The organism is Micromonospora sp. LOL_024 (assembly GCF_048060415.1).
Classification (GTDB): domain Bacteria; phylum Actinomycetota; class Actinomycetes; order Mycobacteriales; family Micromonosporaceae; genus Micromonospora.
This window is the reverse complement of the sequence record NZ_JBHMIS010000023.1, coordinates 25,889-44,930: the sequence shown is the minus strand read 5'-3', so window position 1 is coordinate 44,930 and position 19,042 is coordinate 25,889. Positions and strand designations below refer to the sequence as shown.

The 19,042-nt window shown below is 70.9% G+C and carries 21 protein-coding genes; all 21 read left to right on the top strand.

Annotated elements, in window-relative coordinates:
- Positions 1-134 precede the first annotated feature (134 nt).
- The 21 genes from ACFHWY_RS20975 (at position 135) to ACFHWY_RS20875 (ending at position 19,036) form a co-directional block, all read left to right on the top strand.
- Complete coding sequence (locus ACFHWY_RS20975; RefSeq protein WP_416581928.1) at positions 135-2,153, top strand: hydantoinase B/oxoprolinase family protein; 2,019 nt, start codon at positions 135-137, stop codon at positions 2,151-2,153.
- Positions 2,150-3,130 (top strand): tRNA U-34 5-methylaminomethyl-2-thiouridine biosynthesis protein, encoded by a 981-nt coding sequence (locus ACFHWY_RS20970; protein ID WP_416581927.1) that lies wholly within the window; start codon positions 2,150-2,152, stop codon positions 3,128-3,130. The genes ACFHWY_RS20975 and ACFHWY_RS20970 overlap by 4 nt, the downstream gene beginning before the upstream one ends.
- On the top strand, positions 3,123-3,962 hold the full coding sequence (locus ACFHWY_RS20965; protein ID WP_416581926.1) for a 2-amino-5-chlorophenol 1,6-dioxygenase subunit alpha: 840 nt from the start codon (positions 3,123-3,125) through the stop codon (positions 3,960-3,962). Before ACFHWY_RS20970 ends, ACFHWY_RS20965 begins: the two co-directional genes overlap by 8 nt.
- A 10-nt stretch (positions 3,963-3,972) precedes the next feature.
- Complete coding sequence (locus ACFHWY_RS20960; RefSeq protein ID WP_117230022.1) at positions 3,973-4,263, top strand: BMC domain-containing protein; 291 nt, start codon at positions 3,973-3,975, stop codon at positions 4,261-4,263.
- A 22-nt stretch (positions 4,264-4,285) separates the two neighbouring features.
- Complete coding sequence (locus tag ACFHWY_RS20955; RefSeq protein ID WP_416581925.1) at positions 4,286-4,612, top strand: BMC domain-containing protein; 327 nt, start codon at positions 4,286-4,288, stop codon at positions 4,610-4,612.
- Entirely contained in the window at positions 4,609-4,884 is a 276-nt protein-coding gene (locus tag ACFHWY_RS20950; RefSeq protein ID WP_416581924.1) for a EutN/CcmL family microcompartment protein, read from the top strand. The genes ACFHWY_RS20955 and ACFHWY_RS20950 overlap by 4 nt, the downstream gene beginning before the upstream one ends.
- A 16-nt stretch (positions 4,885-4,900) precedes the next feature.
- Positions 4,901-6,412, top strand: a complete 1,512-nt coding sequence (locus tag ACFHWY_RS20945) for a 2-hydroxymuconic semialdehyde dehydrogenase (protein ID WP_416581923.1) — start codon at positions 4,901-4,903, stop codon at positions 6,410-6,412.
- Complete coding sequence (locus ACFHWY_RS20940) at positions 6,409-7,203, top strand: 2-keto-4-pentenoate hydratase (protein WP_416581922.1); 795 nt, start codon at positions 6,409-6,411, stop codon at positions 7,201-7,203. Before ACFHWY_RS20945 ends, ACFHWY_RS20940 begins: the two co-directional genes overlap by 4 nt.
- Positions 7,200-8,135, top strand: a complete 936-nt coding sequence (locus ACFHWY_RS20935; protein ID WP_416581921.1) for an acetaldehyde dehydrogenase (acetylating) — start codon at positions 7,200-7,202, stop codon at positions 8,133-8,135. The genes ACFHWY_RS20940 and ACFHWY_RS20935 overlap by 4 nt, the downstream gene beginning before the upstream one ends.
- Entirely contained in the window at positions 8,132-9,169 is a 1,038-nt protein-coding gene (gene dmpG / locus ACFHWY_RS20930) for a 4-hydroxy-2-oxovalerate aldolase (RefSeq protein ID WP_416581920.1), read from the top strand. The genes ACFHWY_RS20935 and dmpG overlap by 4 nt, the downstream gene beginning before the upstream one ends.
- Positions 9,166-9,897 carry a 2-keto-4-pentenoate hydratase gene (locus tag ACFHWY_RS20925; RefSeq protein WP_416581919.1) on the top strand — a complete coding sequence of 244 codons (732 nt, stop codon included), beginning with the start codon at positions 9,166-9,168 and terminating at the stop codon, positions 9,895-9,897. The genes dmpG and ACFHWY_RS20925 overlap by 4 nt, the downstream gene beginning before the upstream one ends.
- A gap of 59 nt (positions 9,898-9,956) precedes the next feature.
- A complete protein-coding gene (locus tag ACFHWY_RS20920) occupies positions 9,957-10,340 on the top strand; it encodes a RidA family protein (RefSeq protein WP_416581961.1) in 384 nt (127 codons plus the stop codon).
- Positions 10,341-10,467: 127 nt separating this feature from the next.
- Entirely contained in the window at positions 10,468-10,830 is a 363-nt protein-coding gene (locus tag ACFHWY_RS20915; RefSeq protein ID WP_416581918.1) for a DUF1304 domain-containing protein, read from the top strand.
- A 47-nt stretch (positions 10,831-10,877) separates the two neighbouring features.
- Positions 10,878-11,333 (top strand): N-acetyltransferase, encoded by a 456-nt coding sequence (locus tag ACFHWY_RS20910; RefSeq protein ID WP_416581917.1) that lies wholly within the window; start codon positions 10,878-10,880, stop codon positions 11,331-11,333.
- Between the two features lie 95 nt (positions 11,334-11,428).
- Positions 11,429-12,625 carry an MFS transporter gene (locus tag ACFHWY_RS20905; protein WP_416581916.1) on the top strand — a complete coding sequence of 399 codons (1,197 nt, stop codon included), beginning with the start codon at positions 11,429-11,431 and terminating at the stop codon, positions 12,623-12,625.
- Between the two features lie 167 nt (positions 12,626-12,792).
- Entirely contained in the window at positions 12,793-14,067 is a 1,275-nt protein-coding gene (locus ACFHWY_RS20900) for an ATP-grasp domain-containing protein (RefSeq protein ID WP_416581915.1), read from the top strand.
- Positions 14,064-14,909: a Rossmann-like domain-containing protein gene (locus ACFHWY_RS20895; protein WP_416581914.1), complete on the top strand. Its 846-nt coding sequence runs from the start codon at positions 14,064-14,066 to the stop codon at positions 14,907-14,909. The genes ACFHWY_RS20900 and ACFHWY_RS20895 overlap by 4 nt, the downstream gene beginning before the upstream one ends.
- Positions 14,903-15,979 (top strand): PLP-dependent cysteine synthase family protein, encoded by a 1,077-nt coding sequence (locus ACFHWY_RS20890; RefSeq protein ID WP_416581913.1) that lies wholly within the window; start codon positions 14,903-14,905, stop codon positions 15,977-15,979. The genes ACFHWY_RS20895 and ACFHWY_RS20890 overlap by 7 nt, the downstream gene beginning before the upstream one ends.
- The gene (locus ACFHWY_RS20885; RefSeq protein ID WP_416581912.1) at positions 15,976-16,998 is read left to right on the top strand and encodes a dipeptide epimerase; all 1,023 of its coding nucleotides are present in this window, start codon (positions 15,976-15,978) and stop codon (positions 16,996-16,998) included. Before ACFHWY_RS20890 ends, ACFHWY_RS20885 begins: the two co-directional genes overlap by 4 nt.
- Positions 16,995-18,236, top strand: a complete 1,242-nt coding sequence (locus tag ACFHWY_RS20880; protein ID WP_416581911.1) for an MFS transporter — start codon at positions 16,995-16,997, stop codon at positions 18,234-18,236. The genes ACFHWY_RS20885 and ACFHWY_RS20880 overlap by 4 nt, the downstream gene beginning before the upstream one ends.
- Positions 18,233-19,036, top strand: coding sequence for a class I SAM-dependent methyltransferase (locus tag ACFHWY_RS20875; protein WP_416581910.1), 804 nt, complete (start codon positions 18,233-18,235; stop codon positions 19,034-19,036). The genes ACFHWY_RS20880 and ACFHWY_RS20875 overlap by 4 nt, the downstream gene beginning before the upstream one ends.
- Positions 19,037-19,042 lie beyond the last annotated feature (6 nt).

Sequence of the window (19,042 nt, the reverse complement as noted above, 5' to 3'; positions counted from 1 at the left end):
TATAACCCTAGGACCACAATATGGTCCAGCGCACTACGGTCCACCCGCAAGAGTGGGCGCACCCACGAGCGGCCCACCCCAGATGGTCCGTTCTCCCGCCACCGGGATCGAGCCGGAACCAGTGAGGCATCCGCATGACTGTGAACCCGATCGACCTGGAAGTCGTCACCGAAGGTCTCATCTCGATCGTCCGGGAGATGCGGCAGACGATCTTCCGTACGGCGCACTCGCCCGTGATCGCCGACGCGCAGGACTTCTCGTGCGCGCTGTTCGACCCGCAGGGACAGATGGTCGCCCAGGGCCGGGACATGCCCGGCCACGTCATCGCCATGCCGGCCTCGGTCGCCGAGATCTTCGCCGACTTCGCCGAGGAGATGAGCCCCGGTGACCTCTACATCGTCAACGACCCCTACCGCGGCGGCAGCCACCTCAACGACGTGACCCTGATCAGCCCGGTCTTCGTCGACGGAGAGCTCTTCCTCTTCCCCTGCGTACGGATGCACTGGGCGGACATCGGCGGTATGACCCCGGGCAGCGTCTCCGGCCAGGCCACCGAGATCCTCCAGGAGGGGCTGCGGATCCCGCCGATCAAGCTGATCGAGCAGGGCCGGCCCAACCGGGCCGCCTTCGACATCGTCTTCGCCAACGTGCGGATGGCCGAGGAGCGCCGCGGCGACCTCGAATCGAGCATCGCCGCCTGCCACACGGCCGAGCGGCGGCTGCGTGAACTCGTCGCCCGGCACGGCACCGACCTGGTCGGCGAGTCCGTCGCCGCCAACATGGACCGCACCGAACAGCGACTGCGCAACATGATCCGGGCCCTGCCCGACGGCACCTACCGGTACGAGGACTATCTCGACCTCTACACCGACGACCACTACGACGCCGCCATCGTCCGCTGTCTGCTCACCGTCGACGGCGACGAGATCGAGGCCGACTTCCGCAGCTCGTCGCCCCAGGTCGCCGCCGTGGTCAACTCCTCGCGGGCGATGACCGTCGCCGGCGTCTTCATCGCGGTCAAGTCGGCACTGGACCCCGGTGGCCTGGTCAACCACGGTGCGTTCCGGCCACTTCGGGTGCTCACCGAACCCGGCACCGTCGTGCACGTCAGCTATCCGGCCCCGGCCAACGCGCACAGTGAGGTCCGTAAGCGGGTCATCTCGGCCGTGATGGCCGCGCTCAGCCAGGTGGCACCCGACCTCATCGCCGCCGACCAGTTCGGCACCACCTTCCAGAACCTCATCGGCGGCGTCGACGAGCACACCGGACGGCCATACCTCTACTACGACTACCCGGCGGGTGGCAACGGCGGATTCCTCGAATCCGACGGACCCAGCGCGATGAACCCCGTCGACCTCGGGGACATCTCCACCATCCAGTCCGTCGAACGGCTGGAGACCGAGATCCCGATCCTCGTCGAGGCGTGCGAGCTGCGGACCGGTTCCTGCGGCGACGGGGTACGCCGGGGCGGGCTCGGCAGCCGCCGGGAAACCCGCCTGCTGGCCAGTGGCGGCGCATACTCGGTACAGACCGACCGGACCACCGTCCCGCCGTACGGGCTGCGGCACGGCGGCCCCGGCGCACCCACCGTGACCCACATCCGTCGGGCGGACGGTGCCCGGGTCGACTTCGCCACCCCCGGCAAGGTCGCCGGCTTCCCGATGCGTGCCGGTGACGTACTCGTCATGGAATCGGCCGGCGGCGGCGGTTGGGGCGACCCGTTGCAGCGGCCGCCCGACGAGGTCGCCGGGGACGTCGCCCAGGAGTACCTGACCACCGCCGAGGCCCGGCGGCGCTACGGCGTGGAACTCGACCCGACCGGCCACGTCGACGCCGCCACGACCGCCGCCAACCGGCGGCGGCTGCGCGAGGGGCGTCGCTGGTTGCGGACCACCGTCACCACCAACCCGCCCTACACCGGCCAGCGTGGGCAGCGCCGTCTGGTGTACGTCGCGCCCGGCAGCGGCCTCGCCGAGGACACCCTCGTCGAGGTGCACGGTGGACACCCGGCCCCGTTGCGGGCCTGGATCCGGCACGACGCGGCACTCGCCGCGGACGAACTCGCCCTCGACGACGAGGGGCTGCAGATTCTCGGCACCGCCCCGCACGAGCGTTCCTACGTGCGGGTGCTCTCCAGGGAGGGGTGTTCATGAGCAAGGTCTTCCGGGTGCCGCTGCCGTCGGCTCGCGGTGGTGCCACCACCGCCCCACGAGCCCCGCAGCCGGCCGCCACACCACCTCGGCGGGGCATTGTCGCCGGGTGCCTCAGCCCGCACCCGCCACACCTGATCTACGCCGAGAATCCGCCCCAGAACGAACCACGCTCCACCGGCGGCTGGGAGACGCTGCGCTGGGCCTACGAGCGTCTGCGCGCCCGCATCCGCGAGGTGCACAAGCCCGACGTGCTCATCGTCCACGCCCCGCACTGGATCACGATGGTCGGCCACCACGTCAACTGCGTACCGAACCCGCGTGGCACCTCCGTGGAGCCGATCTTCCCGCACCTGTTCCGCTACCACTACGACTTCCACACCGACGTCGAACTCGGCGAGGTGATCGCCGACGAGGCCAACGGACTCGGCCTGGTCACCCGCAAGCTGCGCGACCCCCGGGTACGGGTCGACTACGCCACCATCGGCGCCCTGCACCTGGTGAACCCGGCCTGGGACATTCCGGTGGTCTCGCTGTCGGCCAACAACAACCCGTACTTCTACTCCGACGCGTCGCTGGAGGAGATGGAGGTCCTCGGCGAGGCCACCCGGCGGGCCGTGGAAGCCACCGGCCGGCGCGCCGTGTTGCTCGCCTCCAACTCGTTGTCGCACCTGCACTGGCACGAGGAACCAGAGTTGCCGGAGGACATGGAACGGGAGCACCCGTACAACAACCACCAGTACCGGTGGGACATGAAACTGCTCGAAGCGATCCGCCGTGGACCCACCGCACCGCTACGCGAGTTGATCCCCGAACACATCGAGGCGACCGCCTCGGAGACCAAGGCCGGCAGCCTCACCTGGATGCTCGCCGCGTTGGGTTGGCCCAAGGTCGGCGGTGACGTGTTCGGCTACGGCACGATCATCGGCACCGGTAACGCGGTGGTGGAGTGGCTGCCCGAGGGGAGCCAGCATGGCTGACCGGACCGGAATCCTCGCCGGGGCACTGCTGCCCGGCATGCCACACCTGCTCGCCGACCAACCGGCGCCGAGTTGGTCGGCGCTGGCCGACGCGGGCCGTGACGTCGGCGCCCGGCTGCGCCGCCTCGAACCCGACGTGGTGCTGCTGCTGTCGACGCAATGGTTCACCGTCCTCGGCCACCAGTTCCAGTGCGACCCCAACCCGCGCGGCCACCACGTCGACGAGAACTGGTACGCCTACGACTACGGTCTGCTCGACTACGACCTGCGGTTCGACGTCGACTTCACCGAACGCTGGGCCGACCGGGTGCAGAGTGGCGGGATGCAGGCCCGGCGGACCCGCTACGACGGTTTCCCGATCGACACCGGCACCATCACCACCTCCGCACTGCTCGACCCGGACCGGAAACTGCGCTGGGCGCAGGTCTCCTGCAACCTCTACGCCGACGCCGACACCCTCGCCACGGTCGGTCGGGCCGGCGCCGCCGCAGCCCGCGACGCCGGCCTGCGCGCCGCCGTCGTCGTGGTGACCGGAATGTCCTCCGGGCTCATCCAGCAGTGGATCGAACCCGACCAGGACCGCATCGGTGAACCCGGCCACGAGCAGTGGAACGTGCGGATCCTCGACCTGCTCACCGCCGGCAAGATCGACGAGGCCCTCACCGCCCGCGAGGAGTTCGCCCGGCAGGCGCAGGCCGACAGTCAGTTCCGTGCCCTCGCCTTCGCCGCTGGCACCGGCGCCACCACCGGCCCGGCGCACCTGCACGCCTACGGCCCCGTCTGGGGCACCGGCGGCGCCGTCCTGTCCTGGAACCTGCCAGACCACCACTAGAGGAGACAGCATGCGGAACACGGCCGTGGGCTTCGTCGAAGCCGAAGGCTTCACTCCCATCTTCGACGCCGTCGACGCGATGGTGAAGGCCACCGAGGTCGAGGTGACGAAGGTCGTCCGGCTCGGCGGCGGCATCATCGCCGTCGCCGTACGCGGAGACCTCGCCACCGTCGAGGAAGCCGTCGACATCGGCGAGGAGACCGCCCGAGCCAAGAGCCGCTCGGTGCGCTCGATCGTCTTCGCGAGCCCCTGCGACGCCGTCAGCGCGCTGGCGGCCGATCCCCAACTCGTCGGCAACTGACAGCCGGTAAGGAGAACCAGACATGTCCGACATTGCGATCGGAATCGTCGAGACCCGCGGCGTCGTCGCCCTCTCGGCGGGCATCGAAGCCATGATCAAAACCGCCGACGTGCGCTGCGTCGGCGTCGAACGGGTCACCAGCGGCTACCTCGCCGTCGCCGTACGCGGCACCCTGGCCGCCGTACGGCAGGCCGTCGCCGCCGGCGAGGCCGCCATCCGCGCCCACGGCGACCTGCGCAGTTCACAGGTCTACCCGAAGCCGCACCCGATGACCGCGGCGCTGCTCGACAACCCGGAAACCGCCCGGATCCGCGAGGTCATGGCCAGCCTGCGCGGAGAAGCCGGATGATGCTCGGCGAGGTCGTCGGCAAGGTGTGGGCAGACCGCATTCTGCCTTCGCTCCAGGGTCGACGGCTCGTCCTGGTCCGGGTCCGGCCAGACGGCCCCGACCTGGTCGCCGTCGACCCGCTCAACGTCGGCGTCGGCACCACCGTGCTGGTCGTCACCGATGAGGCAGCCGCCTCGGTGACCGGCGAGTCCACCGTCGATGCCGCAGTGGTCGCCCTGGTCGCCGACCCCGGAACCGCCGAAGTCGTCCACCCCGCGCCCACCACGCCCTGACCGGGAGGTATGCCTGATGACCGACGGGCTCTGGTCCGCCAGTCTGCTCGCCGGCCGACCGGCCGGCGAGCCGACCGTGCTGCCGAACTTCGTCAACGGCGAATTCGACACGTCCGGCACCCGCTTCGCCAAGGTCTCCCCGGTCACTGGCGAAACCATCCGGTACGTCGCCGAGGCGGACCGATCCACCGTGGACGCAGCGGTGACCGCCGCGCGGTCGGCACTGCGTGGGCCCTGGGGCCGGATGGCAGAGCGGGAGCGTGCCGCCGTGCTGTACCGGGTCGCCGACGAACTGGAACGCCGGTTCGACGACCTGGTAGCCGCAGAGGTCGGCGACACCGGCAAGTCCATCTCGCAGGCACGCACGCTCGACATCCCGCGTGGCGCGGCGAACCTGCGGGCGTTCGCCGAGATCGTGTCGACCGCGCCGACGGAGTCCTTCACCACCCGGACCCCCGCCGGCGGACGTGCGCTGAACTACGCGGTGCGCAAGCCGGTCGGCGTCGTCGCGGTGATCGTGCCGTGGAACCTGCCGCTGCTGCTGCTCACCTGGAAGGTCGCCCCGGCGCTCGCCTGCGGGAACGCGGTGGTGGTGAAGCCGTCGGAGGAGACACCGTCGTCGGCGACGTTGCTGGCGGAGGTGATGGCGGCGGCTGGCGTGCCCGACGGTGTCTTCAACGTGGTGCACGGCTTCGGGCCAGGGTCGGCGGGGGAGTTCCTGACCCGGCATCCGGGAGTGGACGCGATCACGTTCACCGGCGAGTCGGCGACCGGTGGGGCGATCATGCGGGCGGCGGCCGACGGGGTGAAAGCGGTCTCCTTCGAGCTGGGCGGCAAGAACGCCGGCATGGTCTTCGCCGACGCGGACCTCGACGCCGCGATCGAGGGTTCGGTGCGTTCCTCGTTCACCAACGGCGGTCAGGTGTGCCTGTGCACCGAACGGCTGCTCGTGCAGCGGCCGGTGTACGACGAGTTCGTGACCCGGCTGGCGAGGCGGGCGGACGAGTTGGCCTTCGGCTGGCCCGCCGACGAGGCGACGGTGAACATGCCGCTGATCTCCCACCAGCACCGGGACAAGGTGCTGGGTTACTACGACCTGGCCCGCGTCGAGGGCGGCACGGTTCTCGCCGGTGGCGGCGTACCGGCGTTCGGGGACGCCCGCGACGGCGGCGCGTACGCCCAACCGACCGTTTTGACCGGCTTGGGAGCCGATGCCCGCGTCAATCGGGAGGAGGTCTTCGGGCCGGTCTGTCATGTGGCGCCCTTCGACGACGAGGACGAGGCGTTCGCTCTGGCCAACGACAGCGACTACGGGTTGGCCGGCACCGTGTGGACGCGGGACGTGGGTCGGGCACACCGGGCCGGTGTGCGTCTGGACGCGGGGATCGTGTGGGTGAACACCTGGTTCCTGCGGGATCTGCGGACGCCGTTCGGTGGGGTGAAGGCGTCCGGTGTCGGCCGTGAGGGCGGGGTCCACTCCCTGAACTTCTACTCGGAGCTGACAAATGTCTGTGTGGAGGTGTCATGAGTGAGATCGCCCGGGCCGCCCACCGGCTGCGGACCGCGTACGAGACCGGCACGCCCATCGCGCCGCTGCGCGGCGGCCTCCTGCCGGTCGGGGACATCGACGCGGCCTACCGGGTACAGCAGGCGCAGGTGGCCGGGTGGGAGACGGCGGGCCGCCGCCGGGTCGGGGCGAAGATCGGTCTGACGTCGACTGCGGTGCAGCATGCGTTCGGCGTCTTCCAGCCGGACTTCGGGGTGTTGTTCGCCGACATGGCGATCCCGGACGGTGCCGAGATCGACTGCGGTCGGCTGTTGCAGCCCCGGGTGGAGGCCGAGGTCGCGTTCGTGCTGGGTGCGGATCTGCCGTTCGAGCAGGTGATGCCCGTCGATGTGGTCCGCGCGACCGATCACATCCTGCCGGCGATCGAGATCGTGGACTCCAGGATCGCGGGCTGGGACATCTCGATCGTGGACACGATCGCCGACAACGCCTCCTCGGGACTGTTCGTGCTCGGCAACCAGCCCCGCAGGCTGTCGGATGTCGACCTCCGGCTGGCCGGGATGGTGCTCGAACACGCGGGTGAGCCGGTGTCGGTCGGAGCTGGCGCCGGCTGTCTCGGCAATCCCGTGCACGCGGTGGCCTGGCTGGCGCAGATGTTGGCCGTCGCGGGTAGTCCGCTGGCCGCCGGTGACGTGGTGTTGTCCGGGGCGCTCGGGCCGATGGTTCCGGTGACCGCCGGTGCGGCGTACGAGGCGCGGATCTCCGGCCTGGGTTCGGTCCGGGCCTGTTTCAGGGTGGGGGAGACGGCATGACCACAGGTGTGGCGGTGATCGGATCGGGGAACATCGGTACCGACCTGATGATCAAAGTGTTGCGGTTGTCGGACTCGCTGCGGATGGCGGCGATGGTCGGTGTCGACCCGGACTCCGACGGCCTCGCCAGGGCACGCCGACTCGGCGTGGCCACGACCGCCGACGGGATCGACGGGCTGCTGACGATGCCGGAGTTCGCCGACGTGGGGGTCGTCTTCGACGCGACGTCGGCAGGTGCGCACCGCCGGCACGCCGTACTGCTACGTGAGCATGGCCGGCTGGTGGTGGACCTGACCCCGGCCGCTGTCGGCCCGTATGTGGTGCCGCCGGTGAATCTGGACGAGCACCTGGACGAGCCGAACGTGAACATGGTGACCTGTGGCGGCCAGGCGACCGTGCCCGTCGTCGCGGCGGTCGGCCAGGTGACGCCCGTGCGCTATGCGGAGATCGTGGCGTCGATCGCGTCGAAGTCGGCCGGTCCGGGGACGCGGGCGAACATCGACGAGTTCACCGAGACGACGGCGCGGGCGATCGAGGTCGTCGGCGGTGCCGACCGCGGTAAGGCGATCATCGTGTTGAATCCGGCGGAGCCGCCCATGATCATGCGGGACACCGTCTACTGCCTGTGCCCGGACCGGGACGTCGACCGGGGCGCGGTCGCGGCGTCGGTCGAGGCGACGGTCGCCACCGTCGCCGCTTACGTGCCCGGCTACCGACTGAAGCAGCAAGTGCAGTTCGACGACGTCGACGCCCACGTGCCCGCGTTGGGTGCCCGGTTCACCGGGGTGCAGGTGTCGGCGTTCCTGGAGGTGTCCGGGGCCGGGCACTACCTGCCGGCGTACGCCGGGAACCTCGACATCATGACCTCGGCCGCGCTGCGCACGGCGGAGCGGATGGTCGCGCTACGCCTCGGGCGGGGGGTGCCGGCATGACCCGGCTGTACATCCAGGACGTGACGTTGCGCGACGGCATGCACGCCGTACGGCACCAGTTCACCGTCGATGAGGTCCGGTCGATCGCCGCTGCCCTCGACAGGGCCGGGGTCGCGGCGATCGAGGTCGCACACGGCGACGGGCTCGCCGGCTCAAGCGTGAACTACGGGCACGGTGCCGCGTCCGACGCGGACTGGATCGCGGCGGCGGCGGAGGTGGCGACCAACGCGAAACTGACCACACTCCTGCTACCCGGCATCGGCACGATCACCGACCTGAAGGCCGCCCGCGATCTGGGCGTGAGCAGCGTGCGGATCGCGACGCACTGCACCGAGGCGGACATCTCCGCCCAGCACATCGGGTGGGCGCGGAACAACGGCATGGACGTGTCCGGGTTCCTGATGATGTCGCACATGAACGACCCGAAGGCACTGGCGGAGCAGGCGAAGCTGATGGAGTCGTACGGCGCGCACTGCGTCTATGTCACCGACTCCGGTGGCCGGCTGCTGCCCCGGGACGTCGCCGAGCGCGTGGACGCGTACCGACAGGTGCTCGACCCGGTTACGCAGATCGGCATCCACGCGCACCACAATCTGTCCCTCGGCGTGGCGAACAGTGTCGTCGCGGTCGAGCACAGCGCCGTCCGGGTCGACGCGTCCCTGGCCGGGCAGGGCGCCGGTGCCGGGAACGCACCCCTGGAAGTGTTCGTCGCCGTCGCCGAACTGCACGGCTGGGACCACGGCTGTGACGTGTTCGCGCTGATGGACGCCGCCGACGACCTGGTGCGTCCGTTGCAGGATCGGCCGGTGCGCGTCGACCGGGAAACCCTGAGCCTCGGCTACGCCGGGGTCTACTCCAGCTTCCTCCGGCATGCCGAGCGGGCGTCGGACCGCTACGGGGTCGACGTCCGCGCGATCCTCCTCGAACTGGGCCGCCGCCGCATGGTCGGCGGGCAGGAGGACATGATCGTCGACGTGGCCCTCGACCTGATCGCCGCCACCGAGGAGACCTCGGGGACCGGAGGAAGCCGATGAACACCGTCGACCAGCTCGCCGTACGTCTCGACGTCGCGGCGACCAGCTGTACCGCGATCGCGCAGCTGGGTGCCGACACCGGGCTGGACGTGCCCACCGCCTACCGGGTGCAGCAGGCCGTGGTCGCCCACCGGGTGTCCCGCGGTGAGCGTCTCGTCGGGTTGAAACTCGGGCTGACCAGCCGGGCCAAAATGGCGCAGATGGGCGTCGACGACGTCATCTGGGGCCAGCTCACCGATGCGATGCGTATCCCCGACGGTGGCACGGTCAGCCTCGCCGACCACATCCACCCGAAAGCCGAACCGGAGGTCGCCTTCCTCGTCGAGGGCGGTGACATCACGGCGGTCGCACCGGCGATCGAGGTCATCGACTCCCGGTACGTCGACTTCCGCTTCACGCTGCCCGAGGTTGTCGCCGACAACACCTCGGCGAGCGGCTTCGTGCTCGGTGCCTGGCAGCCGATGCCGTACGGGATCGACAACCTCGGCGTGTTGCTGGAGGTCGACGGGCAGGCGGTCCAGATCGGATCGACCGCCGCCATCCTCGGCGATCCCCGGCGGGCACTGCTCGACGCGGTCCGGCTCGCCGGCGCCAACAGCGTTCACCTGGTCGACGGATCGGTACTGCTCGCCGGTGCGGCGACGGCCGCCGTCGCGCTGCGGGTCGGGTCGCACGTCCGGGTCACCGTCGAGAAGCTTGGTAGGGCGTCGCTGCGAGTCGGTTCGTGAGCGGGCGCAGCGAGGCAAGCGTGGGGCGCGGGAGCGGCCACGACGGGGTGGTGCCCGGCATGGCCGTGCCGCGCGGCCGGTTCCCGCACGTCAAGGTCGCCGGTGACCTGATCTTCGTCTCGGGTACGTCCAGTCGCCGGCCGGACAACACCGTTGTCGGCGCCTCAGCGGACCTCTTGGGCGTCACCGCTCTCGACATCCGCGTGCAGACCCGCGCCGTCATCGACAACATCCGCGACATCCTGCACTCCGTCGGCGCGGACCTCGCCGACCTTGTCCAGATCACCACCTACCTGGTCAACATGAACGACTTCGGCGGCTACAACGAGGTCTACGCCGAGTACTTCGACGAGACCGGTCCCACCCGCACCACTGTCGCCGTACACCAGTTGCCGCACCCGCATTTGCTCATCGAGATCCAGGCCGTGGGTCGGTGCCGGTGATGGCGCCGTGGCGGCGAGGGCGCGACCGCGTCGACGCGACGGGACATCGGCAACCCTGCTGTCGGAGGCGATCCGTACGCCAAGTAGAAGATCCCGACGTCGGAGTGCCGGACGGTAGTCTGACGCCGTGATCATTATTGGGAACGTCCTGGTAGGGCTGGTCGCGTTGATCCACGTTTACATCTTGGTCCTGGAGATGTTCCTGTGGACCGGCCGGACCGGCCGGCGTGCGTTCAACACGACGTCGGAGTTCGCGGAGCAGACCAGGGTCCTCGCGATGAACCAGGGCCTCTACAACGGCTTCCTGGCTGCCGGTCTGGTGTGGGGTCTGGTCACCGGCGGGGGCACCGGGTTCGCCGCGAAGGTGTTCTTTCTCGTCTGTGTCGCGGTCGCTGGCATCTTCGGTGCCGCGACGGCGAGCCGACGCATCCTCTTCGTGCAGACGGTGCCGGCGGTGACGGCCCTGGTGTTCGTCATCGCCGCGCACTGAGTTTGAACGTATGCGTGGAGACCGGCAGGGGCAGTAGCGTCCTGGCCATGGTCTCGGATGCTTTCGTACCACCCGGCTTCGATCCGCCGACGTCGCTGGCCACCGGCCGGTTCCGCCTCGAACCGCTGGGCCCGCAGCACAACCTGGCGGATCACACTGCCTGGACGTCGAGCATCGAGCACATCCGCGCCACACCGGGTTACCCGAACGGTGAGTGGCCACCACCTGGCGGCATGTCGTTCGAGGCGAACCTCTCCGACCTGCGCCGCCATGCTGCCGACTTCGCCAGCGGCAGAGGGTTCACCTTCACTGTCCTCGACAGGATCGACGACGTCGTCGGTTGCGTCTACCTGTACCCTTCAGCCTCCGAGGAGTACGACGTGACGGTCCGGTCCTGGGTGCGGGCCGACAGAGCCGACCTCGACGCGCCGCTCGCCACCGCCGTCGCGAACTGGATCGCCTCCGACTGGCCGTGGCAGCGCCCGGACCGTCGTGGCCGTTGAAGGACTGGTCCTGATCGGCACCTTCGCCGGCTGATGGCGCATCCGACAACCCGCCGCACACCGGGGTGATCTACGGTGGCAGTCGAGGAGCGCAGATGATGGTACGGCCGGGTGTGCAACGGGCTCTGATCGCTGCCGTTCAGGTGCTCGGCCTGGCGGTGTGGTTCTCGGCGTCCGCGGTGGTGCCGGCGCTGCGCGAGGCGTGGCAGATCGGCGCGGTCGCCTCCGTGTGGCTGACCGCGTCTGTTCAGCTGGGGTTCGTGGCCGGTGCGATCGCGTCCACCGTGCTGAACCTGGCCGACCGGATGAAGGCGCACCTGTTGATGGCCGGCTGCGCGACGTTGGCCGCCGCCTGCACCGGCGTCTTCGCCCTCGCCGCGGGCGGCCTGGCCGGTGCCGTCCCGCTGCGGTTTCTTACCGGTGTGTTCCTGGCCGGGGTGTATCCGGTCGGGATGAAGCTGACCGGGTCCTGGTCGCCGCCGGTCCGTCGGGGACTGGCGTTCGGGGTCATGATCGGCGCGTTGACCCTCGGTTCGGCGCTACCGCACCTGATCGGCGGGCTGGGCGACCTTCCGTGGCGCGGCGTGATGGGCGCCGCCGCCGGATGTGCGCTCCTCGGCGCGGTGGTGGCGGTGAGCTTTGTGCGGGAGGGGCCGCAGTTCGCCTTGGGCAGGGCACCGCGTCCGCATCCGCGGTATGCCCTGGAGATGTTCCGCCAGCGAGGTCCCCGGTTGGTCAACCTGGGCTACTTCGGGCACATGTGGGAGCTGTACGCGCTGTGGACCTGGTTGCCGAGCTTCCTGATCGCGGGCACGGCGGCCCGGACGGGTCGCGATGACGCGAACGTCAGCCTGCTCGCGTTCCTGGCCATCGGCGTGGCTGGGGTCGCCGGATGCCTGGCCGGCGGATGGGCCGCGGACCGGTTCGGGCGACCGCGGGCGGCGGTCACCGCCCTGGTGGTAAGCGGCGCCTGCTGCCTGGTCTCGCCGTTGTTCTTCACCGCTCCGTCCGGTGCCGTCGTGGTGTTGGGTGTGGTGTGGGGCGCAGCGGTGATCGCTGACTCCGGCGTCTTCTCGACCGCGTTGAGTGAGGTCGCCGACCGGCGGTACGTCGGGACCGCGCTCACCGCGCAGACGGCCATCGGTTTCGCCTTGACTGTGGTGACCATCCAACTCGTGCCCGTGCTGGCCGATGCGGTGGGCTGGCGTTGGGCGTTCTGGCTACTCGTACCGGGCCCGCTGGTTGGCGCGCTGGCGATGCGCGCGTTCGGTCGGCAGCCGGCCCGCGCCTGATCGCGGTTCTGCCTGCTGGTGTGGTGGGTTGGCGCGGCCGGGAGGATCCGCGGCCGGTCGCGGCGGCGGTGGCTGTCCGGCGCTTCTGAGGGGGCCGAGCTAGCCAACGCAAATGACAACCGTTACCTTCTGATGGTCCGGGATTCCTCGAACGTCGGGAGTGCGCGGTGGGGCATGTGCTGTTGGTCGAGAGCTGGGTTGGTGCGATGAGCACGCTGCTGCCCCGGGCGATCCGTGAAGCCGGGCACCGCTTCACGTTCCTGACCAGGAACCTGCACCACTACCTGCGCCCCGGCAGCGGCGATGGGGTGCACCCGTTGCTCACCGCGGACAACGTGATCACCGCTGAGACCAACAACCTGGACACGCTGCTGCCCCAGGTCCGGCGGCTGCACGAGGTGCTGCGGTTCGACGGGGTGATCACCTCGTGCGATTACTACCTCGGTACGGCGGCCCGGCTGGCCGCCTACCTCGGCCTGCCGGGCGCACGGCCGGAAGCCGTCGAGTTCGCGTACCGCAAGGACTTGGCGCGGCAGCGGATGCAGGTGGCCGGCCTGTCCGGTCCGGCGTTCGCGGTCACCGAAGACCGACCGGGCACCGAGGCCGCCGCGCGTGCCCTCGGCTTCCCGTTGGTCATCAAGCCGGTCGATCTGTGCGCCGGGATGTTCGTCCGGTTGGTGGCCGACATGACCCAACTGCGCGAGGCGTACGATGCCCTCGACGAGTTCCCGGTCAATGCCCGTGGCCAGCAGCGTTCGCCGCTGGTACTGCTGGAAGAGGTCTTGGCCGGGCCGGAGGTCAGCGTCGAGACCGTCACGGTCGACGGGGCGACGGCGGTGCTCGGCGTGACGGACAAGAGCCTGGCCGGCGAGCCGTGGTTCGTGGAGACGGGGCACATGTTTCCCGCCGCCCTCGATGCGGCGACGGTGACCGCTGTGTGCGACATGGCGGTCGCCGCCCTGAGGGCGGTCGGGTTCGACCGGGGGGTGGCGCACACCGAGCTGCGGCTGACGGCGGCCGGGCCGCGGGTGGTGGAGATCAATCCTCGCCCGGCGGGCAATCAGATCACCGAGTTGGTGCGGCGGGTGACCGGGGTGGATCTGCCCATGGCGTACGCCCAGCTCGCCCTGGGCGAGCAGCCGGACATCGCGGTGGCCGACACGGGCGTGCGCAGCGCGGCCATCTCGTTCCTGCTTCCACCCCGCGCCGGGACCGTTGCCAGGATCGACGGTTCGGCCGCGCTGGCCGCGGCTCCCGACGTCGTCGACTGGGCCGTGAAGCCGGCCGATCACCGCACCGGCCACGCGGTCAGCAACAACAACTATCTCGGTCATGTCATGACGGTGGACACCACAGGCCTCGGTGCCCGGGCCCGGGCCGAGGGACTGGTTGCCGGGCTGGGCGTCCGGTACGCCGACGACCTGGCCGGGGCGTTGGCGTGACGACGACGCCGGTCAGGACCGGTGAGCCGTTCACGTCGGTAACGGAACTGATCGAGGCCGTCGGCGCTGCCCGCCTCGGCCCCGACCCGGCCGCTGAGCAGGTCAGCGTCGCGTTCACCACCCGGCAGGGCGCCCGGCACGCGGGGCGTGGCCGTGGCTACCGCAACCACGTGCTCAGCCTCCGGGTGGGCGCCACCGTCGGTTCATGCGCCACGGAGCCGGACGAGCTGACTGACGACGTCGCGTACGACTGTGTGGGCCGCGACGTCGCGGACCTTCTCACCCACCCGGTCCAGGCGGTCCGTGTCGCGGCCCTCGACGCCTACCTCGCCGCCGCCCGCCCGCACGCGCACACCGCCCACGACACGGTCACCATCCCCGCCGGCACCTCGCTGGCCAAATCGACCGCCAGGGCCGCCGCGGTGGTGGAGCTGCTGCCGGTGGCCCCGGGGCAGAGCGTCCTGGTCGTCGGCGTTGTGAACTCCCTGCTCGAGCAGCTGCGCCGCCGCGGCGTCAGCTACCTGCCCTGCGATCTGGCGGGCGGCAGCACGGAGTGGGACGAGCCGTGCCTACCGGACGCCGCCGCCCTGCTGGAACGCTGCGAGGCTCTGCTGGTGTCCGGCATGACGCTGGGCAACGGCACATTCGAGGCGCTGCTGGAGCACGCCCGCGCCACCGGCAAGCCGATGGTGGCCTTCGCGCAGACCGGCAGCGCCGTCCTGCCCTGCTTCCTCGGCGCCGGGCTGAGCGCCGTCTCCGCCGAGCCGTACCCATTTTTCTGGCTTGACGGTGGACCGACGGCGGTCTACCGCTACCGCGACAACCCCGGCTCGCCGTGCTGACCGTCCCCGCGCCGGCCACCCGCGCCCCGCGCCTGCTGGGTCTGCTGGGGCGCTCACCGGTGGCGTTCGTCGACACTCCGCTGCCACACCCGCACGGCGGTTTCCACGCCAAGCTGGAGTACCTGAGCCCGGGCGGCATGAAAGCACGCGCCGCCGTGGCCATGCTGCAGGCGGCCCGGCTGCGCGGCGACCTCCGGCCGGGAGCCACCGTGGTGGAGTCCACCAGCGGCACACTCGGGATCGGGCTGGCCTTCGCCGGACAGGCCCTGGGCCACCCGGTCATCCTCGTGGTGGACCGCGAGATCGAACGACCGACGCGGGCGCTGCTGACCGCCTACGGGGCGACGGTCGAGGCGGTGGAGCAGCCGCATCCGGTCGGCGGGTGGCAGCAGGCCCGCCTGGACCGGCTGCACGAGGTTCTGGCGCGGATCCCGGGCGCATACTGGCCGGACCAGTACCACAACCCGGACAACGCCACCGGCTACCGCACCCTCGCCGAGGAGCTGACCGGGCAGGTCGAGGCCGTGGATGTGCTCGTGTGCAGTGTCGGCACCGGCGGGCACAGCGCCGGCCTGGCCCGGGCGCTCCGGCGGCACTGGCCCGGGATGCGGCTCGTCGGTGTCGACACCGTCGGCTCGACGATCTTCGGCCAGCCTGCACGGCCCCGGCTCATGCGCGGGCTGGGCAGCAGCATCTTCCCCCGCAACGTCGACTACGCCGCCTTCGACGAGGTGCACTGGGTCGGCCCGGTGGAGGCGGTGGACACCTGCCGCCGGCTGGCGCGCTCGGCGTTCGTCACCGGCGGCTGGAGCACCGGCGCCGTCGCCCGGGTCGCCGCGTGGATCAGCCGCATGCAGCCCGGCGTACGGGTGGTCACGATCTTCCCCGACGGTCCGCACCGCTATCTCGAATCGATCTTCGACGACGCCTTCTGTGCCGCCCACGGGCTGTTCGCCCCGGCTCCGGGCCACCCGATCGAGATCCCGTACCCGGACGCCGTCGAGGTGACCCGGTGGAGTCGCTGCCGGACCGTCCGCGACCCGCTGCGCAGCCTGGTGGTGCCGGCATGAGGATCAGTTGGCGCACCTACCCGCTGCGGCTGCGCGAGCCGCTGCGCATCTCCCGCTCGACGATGCCGGGTCGCGACGCGGTCCAGGTCGACCTGTCCCACGATGGCGTCACCGGCCACGGCGAGGTCGTGACGAGCGTCTACTACGGCCTCGACCTGGCCGCGATTCTCGATGTGTTGGCCGGACTCGGGCAGCGGGTGCGCGGCTACGGCGAACCCGAGGCGCTGCTCGCGGACCTGCCCGCGCTCGCCGCCGACCTGCCCGCCGGTGTGCTGGCGGCCCTGGACGCCGCCGTCCACGATCTGCTGGGTCGTCGCGCCGGGATGCCGGTGCATCGGTGGCTCGGGCGGCCCACCTGGTCGCCGGTGCCCACGGCCCACACCATCGGCCTCGTCACGCCCGACCGCGCTGCTGTCACCGCGCAGGTGCTGGCCCGCCGCGGCTTCCAGCTCGTCAAGGTCAAGTGCGGGGACGACGCGGACCAGGCCCGAATCGCCGCGGTCCGCGCCGCCATGCCACAGGCGCGGCTCGTAGTCGACCCCAACGGCGCCTGGACACCCGAGCAGACCGTTCGGCTGCTAGACGCGCTGGTTCCGCACGACATCGACGCCGTCGAACAGCCCATCGCGCCAGGCACACCGCAGCTGCTCGCCTGGATCAGCGCGCGCACGGACGTACGGGTCATCGCCGACGAGGACGCCGCCACGGTGGCGCACGTCGACGCCCTCGCGGGCACGGTCGCCGGCATCAACATCAAGATCGCGAAGTGCGGCGGTATGCACGCCGCACAGCGGATCGCCGCCACGGCCAGCGCCCACGGCATGGAGATCATGCTGGGTTGCCTTGTGGCCAGTTCGCTGGGCATCGCGCCGGCCGTGCACCTCGCCGGTGACGCCCGATGGGTCGACCTGGACGGGCACCTGCTGCTCACCGGCGATCCATGGACCGGCATCGGCGGCCACGACGGCATCCTGCGGCTGACCGGCGCACCCGGTCTTGGTGTGCGGGCGGTCCGATGAGCACCTGGGTCACCCTGCGCAGCTTCCCGCTGCCGATCCGGCTGCTGGTGGTCAACCAGTTCGGCGTCAACGTCGGCTTCTACCTGCTGTTGCCCTATCTCGCCGGCTACCTGGCCGACGACGTCGGCCTGTCCGCCGCCGTGATCGGCATTGTGCTCGGCGTGCGGAATCTCAGCCAGCAGGGCCTGTTCCTCCTGGGCGGCTCCGCCGCCGACCGGCTCGGCGCCCGCAGCGTCATCATCGCCGGCTGCGCCCTGCGTGCCGTCGGCTTCGGGCTCTTCGCCATCGGCACGTCACTGCCGTTGCTGCTGGCCGCGTCGATCCTGTCCGGGCTGGCCGGGGCGCTGTTCAATCCGGCCGTGCGCAGCTACGTGGCGCAGGCCGCCGCCGACCGGCGGGCCGAGGCGTTCGCGCTGTTCAACGTGTTCGCCAGCGCCGGCGCTCTGCTCGGGCCGCTGCTCGGCGCCGTTCTGCTCCTGGTCGACTTCCGGGCCGCCGCGCTGTCCGCCGCTGCGGTGTTCGCCGCGCTCACCGTGGCGCAGGCGATCTGGCTGCCCGCCCAGCCGGTCGCCGCCAGTGAGGGAACCGTCTGGCAGGACTGGCGGACCGCCATCGCCGACCGCCGGTTCCTGGCCTTCAGTGCGGCGCTGGCCGGCATGTTCGCGTTGCAGACACAGCTGTACCTGGTCCTGCCGGTGCAGGCCGAACACGTCACCGGGCAGCCGGCCGCGGTCGCCGCGTTGTTCGTCGTGTCCACCGTCGTGACGCTCGCCCTGCAACTGCCCCTGACCGGCTGGGTGCAGGGCCGCTGGAGTCGGGGCGCGAGCATCACCGCAGGTATGGCCGTGATGGGTGCCGGCTTCCTGCTGCCGCTGCTACGGGTGGAATCGGCCTCGCCGGTACTGCGACTGGTACCCGTGCTGGCCGCTGCCGTCCTGCTCACCCTCGGGGTGATGATCGCCCAACCGTTCGTGCTGGAGCTGATCCCCTCCTTCGCCGGCCACGGGCTGACCGGCACCTACTTCGGCCTGTTCTACCTGGTTTCCGGGGTCCTTGCCGCCGGCTGCACCGCCGCCGTCGGCGCCACGGTGGACACCTCCGCCGGGGCCGGCGTACCCGCCGCGGCGTGGCTGCTGACCGCCGGCGTGGGCGGGGCGTCGGCGGCCGCGGTGTGGTTCCTGCGCCGTGGCGGCCTACTGACGCCCGCCCCTGCCTCGACCCCGGCGGGCGTGTCATGAGCGGAGAGAACCTCCTCACCGACAACCCGGAGCTGTACGAACAGCAGTTCCCCGACCCGGGCGGTGTCGCTGCCCGGTTCGTCGACGACCTCGTGCACCGGTTCGCCGACCGCTCCGACGCCGCGCCCCGGCTGCTCGACGTGGGGTGCGGCACCGGCCGTGACGCCGGGCACCTCGCCAGCCTCGGATACACCGCCACCGGACTGGACACATCGGTGCCGATGCTCACCTATGCGCAGCGCCGCCACCCCGGAGTCCGGTTCGTTCGCGCCGACATGCGCACCTTCGACCTGGCCGAGCCTTTCGACGTGATCACCTGCCTGGACAGCGCGTTGCTGTACTGCCACAGCAACGCCGACCTGATCGCGTTCCTGCAGCGCTGCCACCGGCACCTGCGCCCCGGTGGGCTGCTGCTGGCGGAGATGCGCAACGGCGCGTTCTTTCTCGGCAACACCGAACTACTCGACGGCGTCACCACCCGCACCGTGATCTGGGGCGGGGTCACGTACACCGCTGCCACGAGGCTGTGGATCGACCACTGCGAGCAGTTGCTGCGCCGCGAACGCGTCTGGACCTGGCCGGCCCGCCCGGAGCCGCTGGTGCAGACCTCGGCATGGCGGCTGCTGTTCCCCGCCGAGCTGCGGCACCTGCTCGACGCCGCCGGGTTCGACGTGGTGGCCCTGTTCGACGCCCCCGGCCCGCGAACCGAACCGCCCTGGCATCCAGCAGCCGTGCTGTCGGGCGCACTGTCCGGCGACCGCCTGCACCTGGTCGCCCGCCGCCGCACCCACGCGGCGTGACTGCCA